The organism is Kitasatospora sp. UYEF31, from assembly GCF_057291755.1.
In genome coordinates, this window is sequence record NZ_JBXAWK010000027.1 from 41,428 (window position 1) to 64,138 (window position 22,711).

General features: G+C 68.4%; 19 protein-coding genes and 1 pseudogene. 17 read left to right on the plus strand and 3 right to left on the minus strand.

The window, feature by feature from the left end:
- Window positions 1-26 precede the first annotated feature (26 nt).
- The 6 genes from AC0Z36_RS15725 (at window position 27) to AC0Z36_RS15750 (ending at window position 6,753) form a co-directional block, all read left to right on the plus strand.
- Window positions 27-176: a hypothetical protein gene (locus AC0Z36_RS15725; protein WP_485463497.1), complete on the plus strand. Its 150-nt coding sequence runs from the start codon at window positions 27-29 to the stop codon at window positions 174-176.
- A 473-nt stretch (window positions 177-649) separates the two neighbouring features.
- Window positions 650-2,302: a GMC oxidoreductase gene (locus AC0Z36_RS15730; RefSeq protein ID WP_485463498.1), complete on the plus strand. Its 1,653-nt coding sequence runs from the start codon at window positions 650-652 to the stop codon at window positions 2,300-2,302.
- A 269-nt stretch (window positions 2,303-2,571) separates the two neighbouring features.
- Window positions 2,572-4,326 carry an LCP family protein gene (locus AC0Z36_RS15735; protein WP_485463499.1) on the plus strand — a complete coding sequence of 585 codons (1,755 nt, stop codon included), beginning with the start codon at window positions 2,572-2,574 and terminating at the stop codon, window positions 4,324-4,326.
- Between the two features lie 109 nt (window positions 4,327-4,435).
- The gene (locus tag AC0Z36_RS15740; protein ID WP_485463500.1) at window positions 4,436-4,843 is read left to right on the plus strand and encodes a YchJ family protein; all 408 of its coding nucleotides are present in this window, start codon (window positions 4,436-4,438) and stop codon (window positions 4,841-4,843) included.
- A gap of 144 nt (window positions 4,844-4,987) precedes the next feature.
- Window positions 4,988-5,677 (plus strand): glycerophosphodiester phosphodiesterase, encoded by a 690-nt coding sequence (locus tag AC0Z36_RS15745; protein ID WP_485463501.1) that lies wholly within the window; start codon window positions 4,988-4,990, stop codon window positions 5,675-5,677.
- Between the two features lie 50 nt (window positions 5,678-5,727).
- The gene (locus AC0Z36_RS15750; RefSeq protein WP_485463502.1) at window positions 5,728-6,753 is read left to right on the plus strand and encodes a TIGR03617 family F420-dependent LLM class oxidoreductase; all 1,026 of its coding nucleotides are present in this window, start codon (window positions 5,728-5,730) and stop codon (window positions 6,751-6,753) included.
- Window position 6,754: 1 nt separating this feature from the next.
- Here the strand turns inward: AC0Z36_RS15750 and AC0Z36_RS15755 are convergent, their stop codons facing one another.
- Window positions 6,755-7,030 (minus strand): GlsB/YeaQ/YmgE family stress response membrane protein, encoded by a 276-nt coding sequence (locus tag AC0Z36_RS15755; RefSeq protein WP_485463503.1) that lies wholly within the window; start codon window positions 7,028-7,030, stop codon window positions 6,755-6,757.
- Window positions 7,031-7,181: 151 nt separating this feature from the next.
- On the opposite strand from AC0Z36_RS15755, the gene AC0Z36_RS15760 reads away from it, so the two are divergent.
- The 4 genes and pseudogenes from AC0Z36_RS15760 (at window position 7,182) to glsA (ending at window position 11,058) form a co-directional block, all read left to right on the plus strand.
- On the plus strand, window positions 7,182-7,910 hold the full coding sequence (locus tag AC0Z36_RS15760; RefSeq protein ID WP_485463504.1) for an AAA family ATPase: 729 nt from the start codon (window positions 7,182-7,184) through the stop codon (window positions 7,908-7,910).
- A gap of 140 nt (window positions 7,911-8,050) precedes the next feature.
- Window positions 8,051-8,542 (plus strand): annotated as a pseudogene (locus AC0Z36_RS15765) (carotenoid oxygenase family protein); the annotation flags it as partial.
- Between the two features lie 25 nt (window positions 8,543-8,567).
- Complete coding sequence (locus AC0Z36_RS15770; protein ID WP_485463505.1) at window positions 8,568-8,993, plus strand: hypothetical protein; 426 nt, start codon at window positions 8,568-8,570, stop codon at window positions 8,991-8,993.
- Window positions 8,994-9,099: 106 nt separating this feature from the next.
- On the plus strand, window positions 9,100-11,058 hold the full coding sequence (glsA, locus tag AC0Z36_RS15775; protein WP_485463506.1) for a glutaminase A: 1,959 nt from the start codon (window positions 9,100-9,102) through the stop codon (window positions 11,056-11,058).
- A 15-nt stretch (window positions 11,059-11,073) separates the two neighbouring features.
- Here the strand turns inward: glsA and AC0Z36_RS15780 are convergent, their stop codons facing one another.
- Window positions 11,074-11,661, minus strand: coding sequence for an HDIG domain-containing metalloprotein (locus AC0Z36_RS15780; RefSeq protein WP_485463507.1), 588 nt, complete (start codon window positions 11,659-11,661; stop codon window positions 11,074-11,076).
- Window positions 11,662-11,711: 50 nt separating this feature from the next.
- Window positions 11,712-12,152: an Lrp/AsnC family transcriptional regulator gene (locus tag AC0Z36_RS15785; protein WP_485463508.1), complete on the minus strand. Its 441-nt coding sequence runs from the start codon at window positions 12,150-12,152 to the stop codon at window positions 11,712-11,714.
- 172 nt (window positions 12,153-12,324) lie between these two features.
- Here AC0Z36_RS15785 and AC0Z36_RS15790 point away from each other — a divergent pair, with 172 nt between their 5' ends.
- From AC0Z36_RS15790 to AC0Z36_RS15820, 7 genes are all read left to right on the plus strand, one after another.
- Complete coding sequence (locus AC0Z36_RS15790) at window positions 12,325-15,810, plus strand: indolepyruvate ferredoxin oxidoreductase family protein (protein WP_485463509.1); 3,486 nt, start codon at window positions 12,325-12,327, stop codon at window positions 15,808-15,810.
- A 69-nt stretch (window positions 15,811-15,879) separates the two neighbouring features.
- A complete protein-coding gene (locus AC0Z36_RS15795; RefSeq protein WP_485463510.1) occupies window positions 15,880-17,019 on the plus strand; it encodes an acyl-CoA dehydrogenase family protein in 1,140 nt (379 codons plus the stop codon).
- A 168-nt stretch (window positions 17,020-17,187) separates the two neighbouring features.
- Window positions 17,188-18,375, plus strand: coding sequence for a DUF262 domain-containing protein (locus tag AC0Z36_RS15800; protein WP_485463511.1), 1,188 nt, complete (start codon window positions 17,188-17,190; stop codon window positions 18,373-18,375).
- The gene (locus tag AC0Z36_RS15805; protein WP_485463512.1) at window positions 18,368-19,546 is read left to right on the plus strand and encodes an AAA family ATPase; all 1,179 of its coding nucleotides are present in this window, start codon (window positions 18,368-18,370) and stop codon (window positions 19,544-19,546) included. Before AC0Z36_RS15800 ends, AC0Z36_RS15805 begins: the two co-directional genes overlap by 8 nt.
- A 67-nt stretch (window positions 19,547-19,613) precedes the next feature.
- Window positions 19,614-20,267 (plus strand): hypothetical protein, encoded by a 654-nt coding sequence (locus AC0Z36_RS15810; RefSeq protein WP_485463513.1) that lies wholly within the window; start codon window positions 19,614-19,616, stop codon window positions 20,265-20,267.
- A gap of 251 nt (window positions 20,268-20,518) precedes the next feature.
- Window positions 20,519-21,274: a DUF5131 family protein gene (locus AC0Z36_RS15815; protein ID WP_485463514.1), complete on the plus strand. Its 756-nt coding sequence runs from the start codon at window positions 20,519-20,521 to the stop codon at window positions 21,272-21,274.
- Window positions 21,275-21,365: 91 nt separating this feature from the next.
- Window positions 21,366-22,478 (plus strand): three-Cys-motif partner protein TcmP, encoded by a 1,113-nt coding sequence (locus tag AC0Z36_RS15820; protein ID WP_485463515.1) that lies wholly within the window; start codon window positions 21,366-21,368, stop codon window positions 22,476-22,478.
- Window positions 22,479-22,711: the final 233 nt, after the last annotated feature.

The following is a 22,711-nucleotide window of genomic DNA, read 5'->3' on the forward strand; positions in this document are numbered from 1 at the left end:
GATGCCCTCCAGGGTGTACGTCGGTATTGCTGAGTATACCCGTCTGTATACATCGCATCGAGGCCTACCGGGACGCGCTGCGGCAGGCCCTCACCGACGGCGAAGAACTGATCGCGGACCTGGCGGACGCCGTCGCCGGCCGCGGACTCACCCCGGGGAGTGAGCCTCCGGGCTGACACTCACGATCACTTCGTATGAGACTGAGGCATGGTTGACGAAGCCGTCGGCCCCGCCTGTTGAACGGTCAATGGCGGATTGATTGAACCCTTAATCCGATCAATTCTCCATGCTCAGTGTGCTCTTTTTTTCGCGCCCGATTGCCGGTCCTTTTCTGTGGTGAATCGTCTAGGGTGACCTCGATCTGACTGTATTTCAGATAGATGGGTACGTCCTGGACGGCAAAATAAGATCACGGTGTGTGATCACGCGGCCCGGTTGGTGCGCTTCGTGCTGGCGGAATGTCACCGACAGTCGACACTCCGCGCCCGTCCGCCGGTTCGGCCAACCGAATGGACTAAGCGGAGTAGACGAATGAGGCAGAGCGCGGCGAGTACGGAACCACCGGCAGTGCGTTGTGGAAAGACTTTCTGATTGATCCCCTCGAGACGGGCTAGCGGGCCCTGTCTCCCAGAGAGAGTGATCTGCCTTTATGAGAATTCAGCGCACGTATGAAGCAGGCCGGTCGAGCGGTGTGTCGCGCCGCGGGTTCCTCGCCGGGGCCGGTGCCACCGCGGCCGCGCTCGCGGTCTCCTCGAAGTGGACCGCTTCGGCGGCGGCGCCGCGGCACGCACTGGCCTCCGGGGACCGGGTGCCCGCGCTCATCATCGGCAGCGGATACGGCGGCGCGGTCGCCGCGCTGCGGCTGACGCAGGCCGGCGTCAACACACACATGGTGGAGATGGGGCAGAACTGGACCACCCCCGGCCCCGACGGCAAGATCTTCACGAAGATGCTCAGCGCCGACAAGCGGTCGTTCTGGTTCAAGAACAAGACTGAACTGCCGTTCAGCAACTTCCTGGGCTTCCCGACCTCCACGGACCTCCCCATGTACGCCGGTGTCCTGGAGTCGGAGCACTTCGCCGGCACCCGCGTCTACCAGGGGCGCGGTGTCGGCGGCGGCTCGCTGGTCAACGGTGGCATGGCGGTCATGCCCCGGCGGAACTACTTCGAGGAGATCCTGCCGTCGGTCGACTCGGAGGTGATGTACTCGACGTACTTCCCCCGCGCGAACGCCGCACTGGGCGTCAACCACATCGACCCGGCGTGGTTCGAGTCGGCCGAGTGCTACAAGTTCGCCCGGCTGAGCCGCCGGGTCGCGCAGTCCTCCGGCTTCGCGACGACGTTCGTGCCCAACGTCTACGACTTCAACTACATGGAGCAGGAGCAGGCCGGCCAGGTGCCGCGTTCGGCGCTGGACGGCGAGGTCATCTTCGGCAACAACGCCGGGAAGAAGTCCCTCGACAAGACCTACCTCGCGGTGGCCGCCGCCACCGGCCGGCTCACGATCTCCGCCCTGCACACCGTCACCGGCGTGGCCCCGGCCCCCGGCGGCGGCTACACCGTCGAGATGGAGGAGATCAACACCCGGGGCGACCGGATCGCCCTCAAGACGGTCACCGCTGACCGGGTGTTCTTCGCGGCCGGCAGCGTCGGGACCAGCAAACTGCTCGTCTCCATGCGCGACCAGGGGAGGTTGCCCGACCTGCCCGCGGCCGTCGGCGCGGGCTGGGGCAACAACGGCAACGTCATGGTGGGACGCGCCAACCACATCTGGGACACCACGGGAGCCCTCCAGTCCTGCATCCCGGCCATGGGCATCGACAACTGGGACGACCCGAACGGCCCGGTCTTCGCTGAGATAGCGCCGTTCCCGGCCGGTACGGAGCTGTGGCTGAGCCTCTACCTCGCGATCACGAAGAACCCGAACCGCGGGAAGTTCGTGTTCAACCCGACGACCGGCAAGGTCGACCTCACCTGGACGCCGGGGATGACCCAGCCGTCCATCGACGCTGCGAAGCGGGTGTTCGACAAGATCAACAAAAAGCAGGTCACGGTCTACCGCTCCGACCTGTTCGGCCTCAACAAGGTGTGGGGTGACGACTTCACCTACCACCCGCTCGGCGGCTGCGTGCTGAACCAGGCCACCGACAACTACGGGCGGCTGCCGGAGTACCCCGGCCTGTACGTCACGGACGGCTCACTGGTCCCCGGGAGCACCGGCGTGAACCCGTTCGTCACGATCACCGCGCTGGTCGAGCGCAACATCGAGAAGATCATCGCCACGGACCTGACGGCTCCTTGACGGAAGGGCGCTGGATGCCGGAATCAGGCATTCAGCACCCTTGGACCATGAAATGTCGGGTCGTTGGGCGCAAGCTCAGGGGGCGTCACTGTCGTTGGGTCAGGAGGGGCCGTCCCGTCGCTGCAACCGTTCCGGTCACGTCGTCGTCTGATGTTCCGTCAGCGAAACCGGTCACCACCTGCGCCGTCTGTTTTCCGGAGCGGGTACGGTGACCTGCCAGCGTGCGGCGGTGCGGTACCGAATCGACGACAGCTTCCCCGGGAGAGACCTTGACGCCAGCCTCCGGTTCCAGCGGCCACCGGTCCGGTGCGCACGGGCGGCGGGCCCGGCGGAGTCCGGAGGCCGGGCCCGTGGCCCCGGTGGGCCCCGCCGCCCCGGAGGCGGGTGGGGTGCCGGCGGACGACGGTCCGGCAGGTGACGGCACAGGCAGCCGCCGGCGCGGCAACGTTCGCGGCAGGCCGCGCCGGTTCCGCAAGCTGAAGATCACCGCACTGGTGCTGTCCCTGCTGCTCGTCGTCACCGGCGGGGTCGCGTTCGCGCTCTACGGGAAGCTGAACGGCAACATCAAGCACAGCAAGCGGAACTCCAGCGACTTCGAAGTCCCCAAGGAGCCGCCGGACCAGTTCGGCCGTACGCCGTTGAACATCCTGCTCATCGGCTCGGACGGCCGGGACAACCCGGAGAACTGCAAGCTCGGCGGTGCGTGCGACGGCGGTCCCGCGCGCGCCGACGTCCAGATGCTGCTGCACGTGTCCGCCGGCCGCAGCAACGCGTCGGTCATCAGCGTCCCGCGGGACACCCGGGTGGACATCCCCGCGTGCACCGACCCGAAGACGAAGAAGACCTACAAGGCGACGAACAACCTCATCAACGAAAGCCTGGGCAACGGCGGCCCCGGATGTGTCGTCGGTACGTGGGAGAAGCTCGCGAAGATCCACATCGACCACTTCATCATGGTCGACTTCAGCGGCGTGGTGTCGATGGCCGACGCTGTCGGCGGGGTCGAAGTGTGCGTCGACAACAACATCAAGGACGACTCGGTCGAGTACCGGGACGGGGTACGGCACGAAGTCGGCTCGCACCTGAAACTGCCCAAGGGCAAGAGCACGGTCCAGGGCGAGAAGGCGCTCCAGTGGCTCCGCACCCGCCACGCCTTCGAGGACGGCGGTGACATCGGCCGGTCGAACGCCCAGCACATGTACATGAACTCGATGGTCCGGACGCTCAAGGCGAACAGCACGATCACCAACCCGGTCAAACTGTTCAAGGTCGCAGAGGCGGCGACCAAGGCGCTCACCGTGGACGACGGCCTCGGCGGCATCCCCAAGCTGACCGGTCTGGCACAGACGCTGAACAAGGTCCCGGCCGACCGCATCACCATGACGACGATGCCGCACGACCCGGACCCCAGGGCCCCCGACGCACACCTGGTCCCGGCTCCGTCGGCGGAGAAGCTGTTCGCCCTGGTCCGCAAGGACGTGGCCTTCGACAAGAACGGCCCGCCGCCCGGTTCCGAGCCGGCCCCGGCCGGCCCTGCCCCCGCGCCCGGCACTCCGGGGCCGGACAAGGCCGCCGTACGCGTCACCGTCGTCAACGCCACGAAGACCGCCGACCGCGCCGGACCTGTCGCCGACGGGCTGACCGCGCAGGGCTTCACCCAGGTCACCAAGGAGACGACGACCCTCCGGCGGACTACCAGCACGTTGATCTACCCGGCGAAGGACAAGGACCAGGCGCAGGCCGTAGCCGACGCGCTCGGCCTGCCCGCGACGGCCCTCCAGGCGAGTACCGCCGCGACACACGTCACCGTGCAGATCGGGACCGACTGGACCGGCGGCGCGACGTACAAGGGCGCGGCGAACACACCCGAGGGGCAGCCGGCCAGGCCAGCGCCCGCGTCCAGCGCCCCGCCCGCGGGGGAACTGCCGGCCGGTTCGTCGGCGCTCAACGGCGCGGATGAGAGTGCCTGCATGAAGGTCAATCCGGCGAAGGACCCCCGCGGCGTGCCGATCTACATCTGGTAGCCACCGCCGGTGCCACCTCCACCTCCACCGCGGCGACCGTCGGCATCCGCCGCCGGGCCCGGCTGACCGGACAAGTCCTGGATCTTCAGTGGTCTTCTAGACTTGCCCCATGGCCCGCCACCACTCCCTCTCCGGCACCGCCCCCTGCCCCTGCGGCCTCCCCGCGGCCTACGCGGACTGCTGCGGCCGGCTCCACAGCGGCGAAAAGGCGGCCCCCACCGCCGAACTCCTCATGCGCTCCCGCTACAGCGCCTTCGTCGTCCTCGACGAGCCCTACCTGCTGCGCACCTGGCACCCGGACACCAGGCCGGCGCGCCTGGGTCTGGACGCGAAGACGCGCTGGACCGGGCTGGAGATCGTCAGCGCCACTGAGGGCGGCCCCTTCCACACCGGGGGCACCGTCGCCTTCCGGGCCGCCTACACCGAGCGCGGCCGTGCGGAGACCCTCGACGAGCACAGTCGCTTCGCCCGCCACGAGGGCGCCTGGGTCTACGTGGACGCGCTCCCCGGGCGTTGATCCCCACGCCTCTCCTCAGCCGGGGCCCCCCGGGAGAGCAGCCAGCGGGCGGCGCCCGCCGGGGCGGCGTCCCGGGTGTCGCCTCCCCGCGCGCCCGTCCCTTACCCGGGCTAACGTACGGACCATGACCGAACTGCGTGCGTCGTGACCTGGGTCGTCGCCCACCGGGGCGACCCACTGGTGCTGCGGGAGAACACCCTGCCGTCGATCAGGTCGGCGATCGCGGACCGCGCCGACTGCGTCGAGATCGACGTCAAACTCACCAGCGACGGCGTGCCGGTCCTCCTGCACGACCACACGCTCACCCGGTTGTGGGGTCACAGACGCCGCGTGGCTGAAACCCCGTACGACGATCTGGGCAGCCTGACGGACGGCGGGTTCCGCATTCCGACGCTGCGTGAGGCGCTTGAGCTCGCCCGCGACTCGCGGGTGCCACTGATGGTCGACCTCCCCGGGCTCGCCGAAGGGCGGGCGTCGGTGGGTGTCGTCCGGGAGCTCGACTGCTACGAGTGGGCCGTCTTCTGCGGCGACACCGACGCCCTCGCCTATGTCCGGTCCGTCGCGCCCGGCGCCGTCATCGCGCTGAGCTGGAACAAGCCGTTCCGGCCGCGTGCCAACGTCTTCCAGCTCATCCGGCCCGACTACTTCAACCAGAAGTCCTGCTGGGTCACCCGGCGGAGCGTCGAGCGTACGCACCGCATGGGCATGAAAGCGTGCACCTACACCGTCGACCACGCCGCGGAGATGGCCCGGCTGGCCGATCTCGGCGTCGACGCGGTCATCACGAACGACCCCCGGACCCTCAGCACCGTCCTGGGTCGGAACCTCAGCTGACGCTACGTCAAGATGGGCCTGGACCACAGGCCCACGGACAGGAGCGCACAGTGAAGGTGTACACCGGCATGGACCCGCGGACACCCCTGCGGGACGTCGGAGCGTACGCGCGCCGCGTCGAAGCGGCGGGCTACGACGGGCTCCAGGTCTCGGAGACCGTGCACGACTCCTTCGCGCTCGCGCTCCTCGCACTGGAGCACACCGACCGGATCACCGTACGGACTTCCGTCGCGCTGGCCTTCGTCCGGTCGCCGCTGCTCACGGCCTACACCACGTGGGACCTCTCCCGGTTCTCCGGCGGACGGTTCCACCTCGGCCTGGGCACCCAGATCCGGCAGAACATCGAAGAGCGCTACGGGATGCCGTGGTCCGAACCGGCGGCGCGGATGCGCGAATACGTGGGAGCGGTCCGTACGGCGTTCGGATCGTTCCGCAGCGGGGAGCGGCCCGGATTCACCGGCGAGCACTATCAACTCACCCGCATGCAGCCCTACTTCAACCCGGGGCCGGACTCCGGAACCACTGAGCCGCCGGTCTACCTCGGCGGCGTCAACCGGAAGATGTGCGAGCTGGCGGGCGAACTCGCCGACGGGTTCGTCACCCACCCGACCAACTCCGACCCCCGCTACCTGGAGTCCGTCTGCCGCCCGGGCCTGGCGGCCGGGGCCGCTTCAGCCGGCCGTCGTACGGGGGAACTCGAACTCGTCGCCGGCATCAAGGTGGTCGCCGGCGCGACCCGCGGCGACCTGGACCGCGAACGGGAGCGCCAGCGCAGGCTGTTCGCGTTCCTGTACTCGACACCGGCCTACCGCAAGACCCTGGAGCTGTACGGTTGGCCCGACCTGCAACCCGCACTCGCCGACCTGGTGCGCCGCGACCGGTGGGACTCCCTGGGAAAAGTCGTCACGGACGAAGTCCTCGACACCCTCGTCCCGATGGGCCTGTACGGGGAACTCCCCGGCCTCATCGCCGCGCGCTGGGGCGGCCTCGCGGACGGTGTCACCGTGCCGCTTCCGGCCGACCCCGCGCACGACGGGCAGATCGCCGAGGTGGTCAAGGCACTGCGGAGCCGCTGACTCAGCGCCTCGACCTGGACCGGCCACCGGAGAACATCCGGAAAATGAGCAGCAGGACCAGCGCCCCGCCGATCGACGCGACCCAGGTCCGCAGGTCGAAGAAGTGCTTCTCGAACGGGCGGTCCAGGAGTTTGGCCGAGATCCAGCCGCCCAGGAAGGACCCCGCGACTCCGATGGCGATGGTGATGATGAACCCACCCGGGTCACGCCCCGGCATAAGCATCTTGGCGATGACACCGGCGATGAGGCCGAGAAGTATCCAGGCGATGATTCCCATGTCGGGATGTGTCCTTTCGTAGCCGGGGCCCGTCCACGGGGGGAACGGGTCACCCGGTGCCGCCGGTTGTCCGGCGGCCGGTCGGAACGCTGTGTCAAGCTACGGGGCGGTCGGTTCGGACGGGGGGACGGCAGTGAACGGAATACCGGACGTGTCAGGCGGACAGGCGGCCGCACCGGGCACCGTGGGCCCGGCCCTGCGCCCGCGCGGCCTGGTGGACCTGCGGAGGCTCACCTCCGGTCCGTCCGCCCTCGCCTACCCAGCCGGCGCGGTGATAGTCGTGTCCGGTCTGCCCGGCAGCGGCAAGAGCACGCTGCTGCGCCGCTGGTCGGAGGCTTCGCCCGAAATTACGGCCGTCGTCGATCCACGGGACGTCCACGAGTCCTGCGAGTCGAGGATGCCCGCCTGGATCCCGTACGCCGTCTACCGGCCCTGGGCCCGCGTCGAACATGTGCGCAGACTCCGCGCCGCGGTGTGCACCGGGGGCGCGGTCCTGGTGCACGACTGCGGCAGCCGGCCGTGGCTGCGCAGGTGGCTGGCCCGCTCCGCCGGGCGGCGCGGGCGCGAGCTGCACCTGGTGTTCCTCGACGTCGCGGCGGCCGAGGCGCTCGCGGGCCAGGATGCCCGGGGCCGCTGGGTTCCGGTCCGGGTCTTCGACCGGCACCGGCGACGGATCGACCGGCTCCTCGGCACGGTGACCGGTCCGGGCCTTATCCCCCGTCAGGGGCTCGCGCCGGTGCGGCCGGTGCGGCCGGTGCGGCCGGTGCCGGCGGTGCGGCCGGTGCCGGCGGTGCTGGCGGAGACGGCTTCCGTCGTGCTGCTCGACCGGGGACTGCGGGGGAGTGTCGCGGCGCTTGAGTTCCACGCGGCCGGGCTCTGACTTTCCGTCCGTCCGTCGGTCAGCCATGACTTGGCGCTTCGCCGGTCGTCCATGACTTGCTTCGTCGCCGGTCAGTCAGTGCTTGAGCCCACCGCGGCCGCGCCGGCGCCGCCCACCTCACCGGGAACTACGCCCCCGTCGACCGCGAGACCACGAACACGGAACTGAAGGTGACCGGCGTGATCCCGCCGGAACTCACGGGCACGTACATCCGCAACGGTCCCAACCCGCGCACCGGCGGGTCGGGCCACTGGTTCCAGGGCGAGGGCATGCTGCACGGCGTCCGGCTCGGCGCCGGCCGCGCGAAGCGGTACCGCAACCGGTGGGTCGCCACGGCGCCCGGCGAGACGTTCGACGAAGCGGGGGACCGCGACCTGACCGTCAGCAGGGCCAACACCCACATCGTCCGGCACGCCGGGCACACCCTGGCCCTGTTCGAGGCTTCGTTCCCGTACGAGGTCACCCAGGACCTCGACACCGTCGGCCCCTACGACTTCGACGGCCGGCTGCCCGGTCGCCACGGCGATGTCCCAAGCGTGTACCGCCGCGTCGGGCACCGCGCCGAAGTGCGCTCTGAACTCACGGGCCGGGCGGAAGGGGGTGATTCCGCGACCTGCCCTGTGCCAAAGTGAGGCCATGTTTGAACAACACTTCACAATGACGAAGCCGCAACGGACTCCCATGCTCGTCCTGGGCATCCTGTTCTTCTGCCTCGGAGTCATCGGCATCGCCCTCGGCGGCATTCTCCCGGTCATGGTCGTGATCGGCCCGGTCCTCATCCTGCAGTTCTTCCTCTCCGCGAAATGGGGTGTGACCGCCAACCAGTACGGACTGACCATGAAGGGCCTCACCACCCAGCAGTTCGCCTGGCAGCAGATCGCGAACATCGAACCGACCAGCGTCCTCGGCAGCAAGGGCCTCAAGCTCCGCCTCGTCGACGGCAAGACCAAGCGGATGCGCGCCCCGATCACCGGCCTCGGCGGCAAGGACCCGGAATTCGACGCCAAGGCCGCCTGGCTGTGGCAGACCTGGCAGGTCCAGACCGGCCGGGCGCCGGCGCCGGGGGCGAACCAGGGCTACTGATCCCGCCCGGTCCGCCCGTTCGGCCCTCCCCGCGTGCACTACTCCCCGGACCCGCCCACGATGGGGATGAGCACGTACGGCGGACCCGGAGGGGCGGATCGGAACAGTGGCACGGACGGTCCCCAGTCCCATCCAGGACCTGCTCGACGACCTGCACACCCGCATCCGCGACCAGGACGCCGGTGAGCTCGCGACCTACATCCCCGCCCTCGGCAACGCCGACCCGGCCTGGTTCGGCGTCGCCCTGGCCACCGTCGACGGGCAGGTCTACGAGACCGGCGACACCCAGGTCGAATTCACCGTCCAGTCCGTGTCGAAACCCTTCGTCTACGCCCTCGCCCTCGCCGACCGCGGCCTGACCGCCGTCCTCGAACGCGTCGGTGTCGAACCCACCGGCGAAGCGTTCAACGCCATCAGCCTCGAACCAGGCACCGGACGCCCGCTCAACCCGATGGTCAACGCGGGCGCGATCGTCACCGCGTCCCTCGTCCACGGCGACGACCACGGACAGCGCTTCCAGCGCATCCTCGACGGCCTGTCCGCGTTCGCCGGGCGTGACCTGCGCGTCGACCACGGTGTCCTGGCCTCCGAAGAACGCACCGGCGACCGCAACCGCGCCCTCGGTTACCTGCTGCGCAACTCCGGAGCCCTCCACGGTGAAGTCGACGAGGCCCTGTCCGTCTACTTCCGGCAGTGCTCCGTCCTGGTCACCGCCCGCGACCTCGCCCTCATGGCCGCCACCCTCGCCTGCGGCGGCGTCAACCCGGCCACCGGCACCCGGGTGGTCGGCATCGACACAGCCGAGCACGTCATGACGGTCATGGCCACCTGTGGCACGTACGACTTCGCCGGTGAATGGATGCTCCGCACCGGCCTCCCGACCAAGAGCGGCGTCTCCGGCGGACTTGCCGCGGCCCTCCCGTCCCAGCTCGGCATCGGCCTGTTCAGCCCCCTCATCGACCGGCGCGGCAACAGCGTGCGCGGCACCGCCGTCTGCGAGGAACTCGCCCGCCGCTTCGGGCTCCACCTGCTGCGCCCGGCGATCCGCGCGGCCCCCGACGCACCGCAGCTCCTGCACGCCGACACGGTGGTGTCCCGCCGGGCCCGCCGCGCCGCCCACCACGAAGTCCTCCGCCAGGCCGGGACAGCCATCACGGTGTGCCGGCTCCAGGGCGACCTCGGCTTCGCCGCCGCCGAACTGGCCGTCCGCACGATCAGCGCCGACGCCACCGTGATGGGCTGGCTGATCCTCGACATGCGGAGGGTCGGCCGTACGGAATCGGTCGCCGTCGCACTCCTCGACGCGCTTATGGCCGAGCTGCGCGTCCAGGGGGTCGCGTCGGTGGTGGTCCAGACGGACCGCCGGTCCCAGCTGGCCGCCGCGGAGGTCTGGCACACCGGCCTGGACGACGCACTCGAGTGGTGCGAAGACGCGTTGCTGGCGCGGGAGTTGGGGCCCGACGAGGTCGACCGGTCGGTGGATCCGGTCGAGCAGGACCTGCTCAGCGGGCTGGCCCCGGGCATGGCGGCGGCCATCGTGCCGCTGCTTGAGGAACGGTTCCTGGCGCAGGGCGAGTCACTGACCGGGTTCGGCGGCGGCTGCGAGGACGTCTCGGGGACTCTGTGCTTCGTCTCGTCCGGCAGCCTGCTGGTCGAGGAGCCCGTCGCGGGCCTGCCGGGCGCGGGTCCGCGCGGGACCCCGTCCGGCGCGCCGGACGCGACGGGGCCTGAGGTGTCGGTGGACTCGGCGGCGGCACTGGGCCCGGGGGGGCCGACCGAGGACCTCCTGGGGTTCCCGGCCGCCGTCTTCGAGCGGATCGGCGCGATGTCCGCCGGGACCGCCGTGCTCGACCTGGCGCTGATCGACGACTCCGGGGTCCCGCAGCGCCTGACCGCCGAACTGCCCACGGTCTGCCACATCCTCACCCGGGGCGCGCTGCGGGTGCTGGAGAGCACCCAGCCGGCGATCGCGCAGGCACTGCATTACGCGGTCGCGCGGGACCTGGCGGCCAGGATGCACCGGGCGGCGGCGGAGAACCGGGTGCTGCTCGCGGGCGGCGACTGACACGAGGCCGGGTCCTCAGCGGCCCGTTGCGACCGCGGCCAGGTCCGGCAGCCCGAACTCCCCGACCAACTCGTCGAAGACCGCTTCCTTCCCGGCTCCGAACTTCCGGATTTTTACCCGGTAAACATCAGCCGGCACGAACTTCGGCGGCGTGGACTTGCTGTGGAAGCTGTCCGCGTACATCACCAGGCGCTCTTCGGCCGTCTCCGCCAGGTAGTCGGCGACGGGAATCGGCAGGGCCTGGTCGATGACGTCCTGCTTCGTCAGACCGACCCCCACGTGGCACGAACAGAACCGGCCCAGGCGGTCAGGCAGCCCCTCCGCGCGCAGGATCTCGTGCCCGAGCACGCCGTGGCGGATGTAGCCGCCCTTGACCCGCCGGCCCGCGTCGTCGTACAGGCGGTAGACGCCGATGTCGTGCAGTTGGCAGCCCACCCGTACGAGATCCGCGTCGACCCCGGGCTTGTGCTGCACTGCCAGCAACTGCCGGGCGATCTCCCCGACGATGACGCAGTGGTTGTACACCAGGTCGAAAGCCTCCTGGGAGGGCGCGTACTTGAGGTGCAGGGCGCGGATTTCCTCGGCACTGGGGAGATCGTTCATGACTGCATCGTAGGTTCCAGCGGTGGTGACGGAGCCGGACTGAGCGGGACTCACCCCTCCCGGTTCCACGACCCCAGCACCATCAGCGTCTTCGTCCCCGTCACGTGGTCGTTGCGACGCAACTGGTCGATCACCTGCTGGAGGTGCGCGATGTCCCGGACCCGCACGTGGATCAGCGCGTCCGGGTCGCCCGCGATCGTGTAGACGGCCTGGACTTCGGGCGCCCCCGTACTCGTCCTGATGATCTCGTCCACGGGAGTGCTGCCCGGGTAGCGCAGCTCGATGAACGCCTCGATTCCCCAGCCGAGCTTCGTGTGGTCGATCTGCACCGAGAACCCCGTGATGACCTCGTCGGCGCGCAGCCGGTCGACGCGGCGCTTGACCGCCGCGACCGAGAGGCCGACGAGGCCGGCCATCTCGGAGAACGTCCGGCGGCCGTCCTCCCGGAGCAGCTTCAGCAGGCGATGGTCGATCTCGTCGATGTCGGTCACGTCCGGCACTCCGTTTTCAGGCCTCATGCGCACAATCAAAACTTCAAATCCGTACAACTGAAGCAAATATTTTGCGTCTTCACGGCATTCTCCCGCAAGGTACTTGTGTAGGTGCTGAGGTTGTTGGTGTGCTGTGCCGACCCCACCCCACATGCCTTTACCGGAGGCTTCCGTGCGCACAGACCTGCCAGGCGTTTCGCTGGACGACAAGTACACCGCCGACCACGGGCGTGTGCTGATCTCCGGCGTCCAGGCGCTCATCCGCCTGACGCTGGAGCAGCGCCGCCTCGACACCGAGCGCGGGCTGGACACACGGGTGTTCGTCTCCGGTTACCAGGGCTCCCCGCTCGGCGGCGTCGACCTGGAGATGGGGCGGGCCGCGAAGTTCCTCAAGCCCGCCGGAGTCGTCTTCCAGGCCGGGCTCAACGAGGAACTCGCCGCGACGGCCGTCGCCGGGACGCAGCTCCTGGGGCAGGTCCCCGGCCGCCGGCACGAGGCGGTCACGGGCTTCTGGTACGGCAAGAACCCCGGCCTCGACCGCGCCGCCGACGCGATCCGGCACGCCACCATCGCGGGCACCGCGGCCCTCGGCGGGGCCGTCGCCTGGATCGGCGACGACCCGGGCAGCAAGTCCTCCACGGTCCCCAGCTCCTGCGAGCCCATGGTCGAGAGCCTGGCGATGCCGCTGCTCGCGCCGTCCTCAATCGGCGAGATCGTCGAGTTCGGCCTGCACGCCGTCGCGATGTCCCGCGCCTGCGGACTGTGGACCGGGCTGAAGATCGTCGCCGACATCGCCGACGCCTCAGCGACCGTCGACGTGTCGGAATGGCGTACGGCCATCCCTGAACCACACAGGCCCGAGCCCGACCGCACCCCCCGCTCCGCACCCCCGACGCTCGTCGGCCCGGCGTCGCTCGACGCCGAATTCGACATGCTCACCCGCCGCCTCGACCTGGCCCGCGCTTACGCCCGGGACAACAAGCTGAACCGTGTCGTACGGGACGACCCGGGCGCGAAGCTCGGCATCCTCGCCGCCGGGGTTTCCTACGCCGTCGTCCAGCGCGCACTCGCCGATCTGGGAATCGAGGACACCGAATCACTGGGCATCCGGGTGATCCGCCTCGGCATGCCGTTCCCGCTGATCGCCAAGGAGCTGATCGCCTTCACCGAAGGCCTCGATGAGGTCCTTGTCGTCGAGGACAAGGTGCCGTTCCTGGAGGGGCACCTGAAGAGCGCGCTGTACGCAAGGGCCGATGCGCCGCGGATCACCGGCCGGCGTGACCCCGAAGGCCGCCCGCTGCTCACCGCCCGCGGCACCCTCGGCGCCGACGAGGTAGCGCAGGCCGTCGCGGCCAGGATCGGCACCGACCGGCTGCCCGTCTCAGCCACCGCGCACCTCAACGCCCTCGCGCCCAAGCGGCGGCCCCGCATCGCGCTGCCGATGGTCGCCGCCCGTACGCCGTACTTCTGCTCAGGCTGCCCGCACAACACATCCACCCGCACGGCCGACGACACCCTCGTCGGCGTCGGCATCGGCTGCCACATCATGGTCGCCCTCGACGGCAAGGGCCGCGGCAATCAACTGGGCATCACCCAGATGGGCGGCGAGGGCGCGCAGTGGTTCGGGCTCGCGCAGTTCACCGACGACCGGCACTTCGTGCAGAACATCGGCGACGGCACCTTCCACCACTCAGGCTCCCTCGCGGTCCGCGCGGCGGTGGCCGCGGGTGTGACCATGACGTACAAGATCCTCTACAACGACGCGGTCGCCATGACGGGCGGTCAACGGGCCGAAGGCCGCCTGTCCGTAACGGACTTGACCCGCTGGCTCGCGGTCGAAGGCGTGCGCCGGATCATCGTGACCACCGATGACCCGAAGGCCTACCGGGGTGTACGGCTCGACCCGGTCGCCACCGTCCGCCACCGCGACGACTTCGCCGCCGCCGAAAGCGAACTCACCGCACTGGACGGCGTCACCGTCCTCATCCACGACGACCGCTGCGCCGCCGAGGAACGCCGGCTGCGCAAGCGCGGCGAACTCCCCACCCCCGCCGAGAAGGTCGTCGTCAACGAGCGCGTCTGCGAGGGCTGCGGCGACTGCGGCGACAAGTCCAGCTGCCTGTCCGTGCACCCCGTGGACACCGAGTTCGGCCGCAAGACACACATCCACCAGGGGTCCTGCAACTCGGACTTCAGCTGCCTCAAGGGTGACTGTCCGTCATTCCTGCTGGTCGAACCGGGGGCCCGGAAGAAGCGCGGGATCCCCGCGCTTGACATCGAACTGCCTTCACCTGTAAGGCGGTTCACCTCGGATGTGCTCGTCCGGATGCCCGGCATCGGCGGCACCGGCGTCGTCACCATGTCGCAGATCCTCCAGATGGCCGCGCACATCGACGGCCGCCACGCCGCCGGTCTTGAGCAGACCGGACTCGCCCAGAAGGGCGGTCCCGTCGTCTCCGACCTGCGCATCTCCGCCCGGCCCGTGACCGGAGCGCTGCGCGCGTCCAAGGCGACGGCCGACGTGCTGCTCGGCTTCGACCTGCTCGGCGCCGCCGCCCAGTCCAACCTCGCCGTGGCGGCCGCGGACCGTACGGTCGCCGTCGTCAACACCGCCATCGTCCCGACCGCGGCGATGGTCACGAACCAGATCTCCGTCCCCGGCACACCCGACGACGCGCTGCGGCTCATCACCTCCGCGGTCCACGATGTCCTCCACCTGGACACCCAGGGCCTGGCCGAAGACCTCTTCGGCGACCACATGCCCGCCAACATGATCCTCGTCGGCGCGGCCTGGCAGTACGGCTGCCTCCCGCTGAGCGCCGAAGCGATCGAGAAGGCCGTACGGCTCAACGGCGCAGCCGTCGAGAACAACCTCACCGCCTTCCGCTGGGGCCGCGCCCTGGCAGTCGACCCCGTCGGCACCCGCGCGCTGGCCGCGCCCGCGCGGCGGCCGGTCGTCCACATCGACGCCGCGTCGGCCGACCTCGCCGAAGGCCTCGGCGGCTTCCTCGCGCTGCGCATCGCGGACCTGACCGGCTATCAGGACGCCTCCTACGCAAAGCGGTTCGCCGCCGACGTGCACGCGGTGCACGACACGGCGGTCGAGCGTACGGGCCCGGAGGCCGGCGAGCGCATCGCCGTCGCGTACGCCAGGTCGCTCTACCACCTCATGGCCTACAAGGACGAGTACGAAGTCGCCCGACTCCACCTCGACCCGGTCGAAAAGGCCCGCCGCGACGAGGAGTTCGGCCCCGACGCGGACGTCTCGGTCATGCTGCACCCGCCGGTGCTCAAGGCCCTGGGGATGAACCGCAAGATCCGCCTCCGCCGCACGGCCGGTCCCGCCTTCCGGGTCCTGCGCGCCGCCCGCCGGCTGCGCGGGACACCGGCGGACGTGTTCGGCTACGCCAAGGTGCGCCGCATCGAACGGGCGCTCGTCGTCGAGTACCGCGCGCTGGCGGTCGAGGCGCTGCGCCGCCTGGCGAAGGAGAATGCGGACGCGGTGGCTGAGCTGCTGGGGCTGCCGGAGGGGATCCGGGGGTATGAGGACATCAAGCTCGCGCGGGTGGAGGAGTACCGGGCGAAGGCCGCCGCCGGGCTCGCGGGGCTGACGGTGGGTGAGCCGACGGTGGGGGAGCGCACGACTGCGGCCGTCTGACCGAACCGTGCCGTTCCTGGGAGTTCCCGGGACCTTGTCCGTCAAGCAATCAGCACCCAGGAGCACCCCGTGGCCGTCGACCGCCTGCTGCCCACTTCGGAAGCCGAAGACCTCATCGACCTCGTACGCACGGTCGCCGACAAGGAACTCGCGACACGGGTCGTGTCCCACGAGCGCGAAGAGAAGTACCCCGAGGGGCTGTTCACGGTTCTGGGCGAGGTCGGACTGCTGGGCCTGCCCTACCCGGAGGAGCACGGGGGCGGCGGCCAGCCGTACGAGGTCTACCTCCAGGTCCTTGAGGAACTCGCCGCGCGCTGGGCGGCAGTTGCCGTCGCCACGTCGGTGCACACGTTGGCGTGCTTCCCGATCGCCACATTCGGCACGCGGGAGCAGCAGGCCCGCTGGCTGCCCGCGATGCTCGAAGGCGGCATGGTCGGCGGGTACAGCCTGTCCGAACCCCACTGCGGCTCGGACGCCGCCGCGCTCACCTGCAAAGCCGAACGGGTGGACGCCGGCTACCGGATCACCGGCACCAAGGCGTGGATCACACACGGCGGCAAGGCCGACTTCTACGCACTGTTCGCCCGTACGGGGCAAGGGAGTCGCGGGATCTCCTGCCTGCTCGCGCCCGGATCCGCCGACGGGCTGGTGTTCGGCAAGCCCGAGGAGAAGATGGGCCTGAACGGTATCCCCACCACGAGCGCCTACTGGGACGGCGCGGTGCTGGACGCGGACCGGCTCATCGGGGCTGAGGGACAGGGGCTGTCGATCGCCTTCAGCGCGCTGGACTCCGGGCGTCTCGGCATCGCGGCGTGCGCCACCGGGCTCGCGCAGTCGGCTTTGGACGCGGCCGTCGCGTACGCGAACGAGCGGACGTCGTTCGGCCGGAAGATCGTGGACCACCAGGGCCTGGGCTTCCTGCTGGCCGACATGGCGGCGGCTGTGGACTCGTCGCGGGCGACGTACCTGGACGCGGCGCGGCGGCGGGACGCCGGGCGTCCGTACAGCAGGCAGGCGAGCACGGCGAAGCTGATCGCCACGGACGCGGCGATGAAGGTGACGACGGACGCGGTGCAGGTGCTCGGGGGGTACGGGTACACCCGGGACTTCCCGGTGGAGCGGTACATGCGGGAGGCGAAGATCATGCAGATCTTCGAGGGGACGAATCAGATCCAGCGGATGGTGATCAGCCGGCATCTGGTGGGGTGAATCAGGTGGTCCTGGTGGAGTAGTGCCTATGACATAGGCGGGAGATCCGCCACGATCACTCATCGGCGACAGAATTTCTTGTACGGGTAGACGGTCCCCGGAAGATCCACACAGGTACGCTCGCGTGACGGAACGTGGCTGTAAGTGTGGAAGGGGAACGGAGTCGATATGACGCAGGGTGATGGCCAGGCCGGGGATCCGGACGAACTCGCGGTCGAACTGGGCACGGACGGCCGCAGCACAGGGGTCGAACGGGAGATGCTCGCCGAGAGCGGGGAGTTCCGGCTCAAGTCCCCGTTCAACCCGGACCGGATCGACATCAGCACCCGTACGACGTCGGTCGACCTGCTGCTGTCCAGACTGAACACAGGGATGCTCGATCTCGCCCCGGACTTCCAGCGCAAAGCCGGCATCTGGGACGACACCCGGCAGAGCCGGCTCATCGAGTCGATGCTGCTGCGCATCCCGCTGCCGAACTTCTACGCGGCGGAGGGCGAGGAGGGTGAGTGGCTGATCGTCGACGGAATACAGCGGCTCACCTCCATCGCCCGGTTCATCCAGCCGGAAAGCGTCGGCGGCGACCGGCTGTTCCTGAGCGATCTCGAGTACCTCGACACGTTCGTCGGCCAGGCCTTCGAAGAACTGTCCGGAAGGCTGCGGATCCGCCTGCGGGAGACCGAGGTCCAGGTCCACCTGATTCGGCGGGGCACCCCCGATGAAGTCCGGTTCAACATCTTCAAGCGGATCAACACCGGCGGCATGCCGCTGAACGGGCAGGAGATCCGGCACGCGATGATCGCAGGACCGGCCCGGAGTTTCCTGGCCGAGGCTGCGGCTTCCGACGCGTTCCAGGCGGCAGCCGGATACTCGGTGTCCGGCGACCGGATGGCGGACCGGGAGATGGTCCTGCGTTTCGCGTCCTTCATGCTGACGCCGCCGAGCGACTACCGGAAGCCCGACTTCGATGCTTTCCTGGCGGAGGGGATGAGGCAGATCAACAGCCTCTCCGCACAGGAGCGGGAACAGCTCGCCGGCAGTTTCACCGCGGCGATGTGGACTGCGTCTGAGGTATTCGCCGAGTACGCCTTCCGGAAACGTCAGCGTGGCCAGACTCGGCGGTCGCCGGTCAACAAGGCGCTGTTCGAGACAGTGGCGGTGAATCTGGCTGCTCCGGGCTGCCCACCCCACGGGGAGCTGATCGCGCGCCGGGAAGAAGTTGTTGAGGCGTTCTTCGATCTGATGGCCGACTACGAGTTCGAACGGGCGATCTCCGTCGGCACCGGGGACCGGGGCAAGGTCGGGTACCGGTTCGACGCCGTGGGTTCACTCCTTCGGAAGGTGGCAGGCCGTGCTTGAGGAAATCTCGCTCACCAACTTCAAGGCGTTCAGGTCGGTGCGGCTGCCGTTGCGGCCGTTGACGCTGCTGACGGGGCTGAACTCGTCGGGGAAGAGCACGGTGTTGCAGGCGCTGGCGATGGTGCGGCAGTCTGAGATGGCAGACGTGCTTCCCTGGGCGACGTTCGTTGGCCAAGATTCACTCTTTCCGATGCTCGGTCGGGACTATGGTCTACTCCTGAACGGCGATCTGGTGGATTTTGGCACCGGGCAGGATGTGCTGCACGAAGATTTTGTTACCGGGAATGACGAGATCCCGGTGGTGACCGTGGGATTCCGAACAGATCAGGCCGCATGGGAGTGGTCTGTCAGTTATCAGGCGGACTACGATGTGCTACCACTTGTCTCCTCTAAAGGACCCAACTCAGAAGTCAATTCTCGGCCTGGTTCTATCAGGCAGCCGTTCACGCTTGGTTTCCAATACCTCAAAGCGGACCGGATCGTCCCGGCCACCAGCTACCCGCGGTCTCGCGAGGCTGTTGTCCGGCGCCGCTTCCTGGGTGTCCGCGGTGAGCACACGGTCAACTTCCTGCGCCACCATCGCGAGATGGAAGTGCGCGAAGCGCTGCGTCACCCTGATGCCAAGTCGAACGAACTACTCGACCAGGTTGAGGCGTGGCTGCAGGAGATTTCCCCCGGTGTCAACCTCGAAGTAGTCGGCATCGATGGTCTGGACGCGGTCCGGCTGAGTTACGGCTCTGGTGGCTCTGCTGGCCTTTCCGCGTCGAACCGCTACCGCCCCACCAACGTTGGATTCGGCCTCACCTACTCCCTGCCGATCGTTGTTGCCTGCCTGGCAGCGCAGCGGGGTAGCTTGCTCCTCCTCGAAAACCCCGAAGCCCACCTCCACCCCCGTGGCCAGACGAAGATCGCCGCCCTGGCCTGCGCCGCAGTCTCCGCCGGTGCCCAGCTCATCATCGAGACCCACAGCGACCACGTCCTCAACGGCGTACGCCTCGCGGTGAAGCGGGGCCGTCTGCCCGCCGAGCACACCGCGATCCACTACTTCCGCAACCAGAACGGCCACACCGAAGTCGCCTCACCCCACATGGGCCCGGACGGGATGCTCTCCGACTGGCCGGAAGGCTTCTTCGACGAGTGGGAGAACACGCTCGACCAGCTGCTCGACTGAGCTGGAGGAGCCGCTGCGGGGAGCAGCGGCCGGCATTCCGTAATACGGATTCAAGGGGGACCCGTACGTGCCACTGCTGTTGATGTTCAACGAGCGCTCGTGTGCGGCCAAGGCGAGGACCGAGCAAGTCGACACGGCTATGGGGGAGTTCATCCACCTGCTCAGGCGGGCCAAGGAACTGCGGCAGGTCGCGCTCGTGGCACAGTCCCCGTTACGTGAACTTGAACTGGCTGAGGGTTACTACTACCAGCAGTGGGCTGGGGACAGCCGGAACAAGGACCGGCACCTGTTCATCCAAGCGTTGCGCAATAGGAACCCTTGCTCCAGCGTCCTGCCGGACGGCCAAACTCCGGCTGAAGTCGACTACCGGCACGGGGGAGCGCCCGCACACGGTCTCGCCACCGCGCACCTTCTGGACGGGATCGCCGTCAGCCTGTCAGTCGAACCTTGCTGGAACACCGACTGGGTCGAGGTTGAGCGGAGCCTGCTCGCCGAGGATGGCGCCGGTCAGCTGTCAGTCCTGACAGACAGGCCTCTCGTACGCCACGCTTCCCGTGTGCCGCACATCGACCGTCTGTGTGCTTTCACCGACCTCGACGGCGACACCCGAACCTTCGATCTCCATGCTCGATTCACCCCGGGTGCCGGACGGCTGCACTTCCGGTTGGTTCCGGAGGCGAAGACGATCCGGATCGCCTACATCGGCTCCAAACGACTCTGAACCGCGTTGCCCCGACTCGGGTCGTCAGGGTCCGAACTGCATCTGCTTGTCGTGCACTTGGCTGAAATCTGGCTGGTTGAGCAGCACGGTGCGGCCCTTCTGTGGCCTGTTCTTAACGTCTCAGTCATTGCTTGAACATGTGTTCGAAAGGGAAAATGGGGTGATCGCGTGTCCGTTCGGGCGGCAGCTCGTTGGGCACGTCACACAATGGCCCGCGATGCCAGGCGTGGGCCCGGAGCGGGAGACGGTCAGTGAGCGATCGCAGTGCCATCGAGTGGACCGAGTCAACCTGGAACCCCACGACGGGGTGCGACCGCATATCGGCGGGGTGCGACAACTGCTACGCGCTGACCCTCGCCAAGCGGCTGAGAGCCATGGGTGCGGCCAAGTATCAGGCGGACGGCGATCCGCGTACATCCGGCCCCGGTTTCGGCCTGACGCTGCACAGCAACTCCCTTGAGATTCCCAGGCGTTGGAAGACGTCGCGCATGGTGTTCGTGAACTCCATGAGCGACCTCTTCCATGCCCGAGTCCCGATATCATTCGTCCGGGACGTCTTCCAGGTGATCGCGGAAACCCCGCAGCACACCTACCAGTTGCTCACCAAGCGGTCGGTCCGTCTCCGCCGGGTCGCGGATCGGCTCGAGTGGCCGTCGAACCTGTGGATGGGTGTCTCCGTGGAGAGTGCCGACCAGCTCAGTCGCATCGACGATCTGCGGTCAGTGCCTGCCGAAGTACGTTTCCTGTCGCTCGAACCGCTTCTCGGCCCACTAGAAGGCCTGGACCTGGAGGGGATCGGGTGGGTCATCGCCGGCGGTGAGTCAGGCCCCGGGTTCCGGTCGATGGATCCAGGCTGGGTGATCGAGATCCGCGATGCGTGCCAGGCCGCCGGCGTGCCGTTCTTCTTCAAGCAGTGGGGTGGTCGAAGCCCCAAGGCCGGCGGGCGTGACCTACAAGGGCACATTTGGGACGAACTGCCAAGCCGCAAGCACCTTGCAGCGTCCTGAACAGCAACCAGGGCCATAACTCTCTGGCTACGGCGCGATTACTGTGTGATCCTCTCCCGGGGCGTATCCGCAGCACCGCGTGGGGGGAAACATGGCGGCACCAAGAGGGCTGACTTGGAAGCGCGATCCGCATACCGCTGCCAAGCACGACCTGCTCCGCCGATATCTGCAAGCGTGGACGCCGATCCTGCTCACCCACAATGCGTGCCTCACCTACGCCGAGGGCTTTGCGGGTCCGGGAATCTACCTGGGGGGCGAGCCCGGGTCGCCGGTCATCGCTCACCAGGTCTTTGCGAAACGCCTGCGTGAGCGCACCGACCGCCGCGTAAGGATGGTCCTCGTCGAACAGGACCCGCGCCGCAAAGCCGAGTTGGAACGTCGTATCGCCGAAACCCGCAACAGCGGGCCCGGGGATGAGCTGGCGCGCTTGGAAACTGTGATCACCCAAGGCGGTTGTCATCCCGACCTTCTGCAGCAGTTGATCCAGGCCGGAAGTCTCAACCACCCGATGTTCGTCTTCCTCGACGGATTCGGCGGACCTGACTTCCCCTGCACTCTGCTCGAGGAGATAGCCCGGCACCGCAGTAGCGAAGTGATGATCACGTTCGGGCCCTCGTTCTTCGTCCGTTTCGCAGAGAAGAATGAGGCCCACCGGTCCGCAGCTGATGTCTTCTTCGGGGGCAATGCTTGGCAGGGCGTGTTCCAGCAGCACCCAAAAGACAAAGCGGCATTTCTGCAGAAACAGTACAGCCAGACCCTCAAGAGAGCGGGCTTCGACTACAGCACCTCGTTCGAGATGATCGACGAAGGGAACCGCCTCCTCTACCTCATCTTCGGCACCCGCCACAAGCAGGGGGTCGTGAAGATGAAGGATGCGATGTGGAAGGTCGACCCCACCACCGGCGTCCGGTACCGCGACCCGAAGGACCCGGCGCAGCAGGCTCTCGACCTCACCCTCGAACCTGATACCGGACCCCTGCGGGTGATGCTGCTCCAGTATCTGCGTGCCGCACCCGCAGGGTGCAGCGTCGACCAATTGCTCGATTTCACCCTGCTGGAAACGGTGTACCGGCCCGGCCAGGTCATCGCCCTGCTCACGGCGATGCGTAAGGACAAGATGATCACCGCCGATACGAACAGGATCATCAAGAAGAGCATCGTCTCGGCTGTACACGAGGAAGCGCACACGGAAGCACTCTTCTGATCAGACGTAACAACGCCGCGTGGCCGAGCTCTGAACCTGGATAAAGGCCCGTTGCCGCAAACCGGCAGGACCTTCAGCCCGTGTCATGACATCAGGGCCGAAACCCGCCACCGCGAGCACCTCAGCCGCCGTACCGGTTCCTCCGCACCGGTTCCTCCGCACCCCCAGCACGTGTCACCCGGACCGGATACGATCTGAGCTGGATATCTGGCTGTTGACCAGCGGCGATCAAC

Bases quoted from the DNA above. Each gene is read 5' to 3' on its own strand.
- AC0Z36_RS15730 (WP_485463498.1), top strand. From the start codon at position 650: ATGAGAATTCAGCGCACGTATGAAGCAGGCCGGTCGAGCGGTGTGTCG.
- AC0Z36_RS15740 (WP_485463500.1), top strand. From the start codon at position 4,436: ATGGCCCGCCACCACTCCCTCTCCGGCACCGCCCCCTGCCCCTGCGGC.
- AC0Z36_RS15755 (WP_485463503.1), bottom strand. From the start codon at position 7,030: ATGGGAATCATCGCCTGGATACTTCTCGGCCTCATCGCCGGTGTCATC.
- AC0Z36_RS15770 (WP_485463505.1), top strand. From the start codon at position 8,568: ATGACGAAGCCGCAACGGACTCCCATGCTCGTCCTGGGCATCCTGTTC.
- AC0Z36_RS15780 (WP_485463507.1), bottom strand. From the start codon at position 11,661: ATGAACGATCTCCCCAGTGCCGAGGAAATCCGCGCCCTGCACCTCAAG.
- AC0Z36_RS15800 (WP_485463511.1), top strand. From the start codon at position 17,188: ATGACGCAGGGTGATGGCCAGGCCGGGGATCCGGACGAACTCGCGGTC.
- AC0Z36_RS15820 (WP_485463515.1), top strand. From the start codon at position 21,366: ATGGCGGCACCAAGAGGGCTGACTTGGAAGCGCGATCCGCATACCGCT.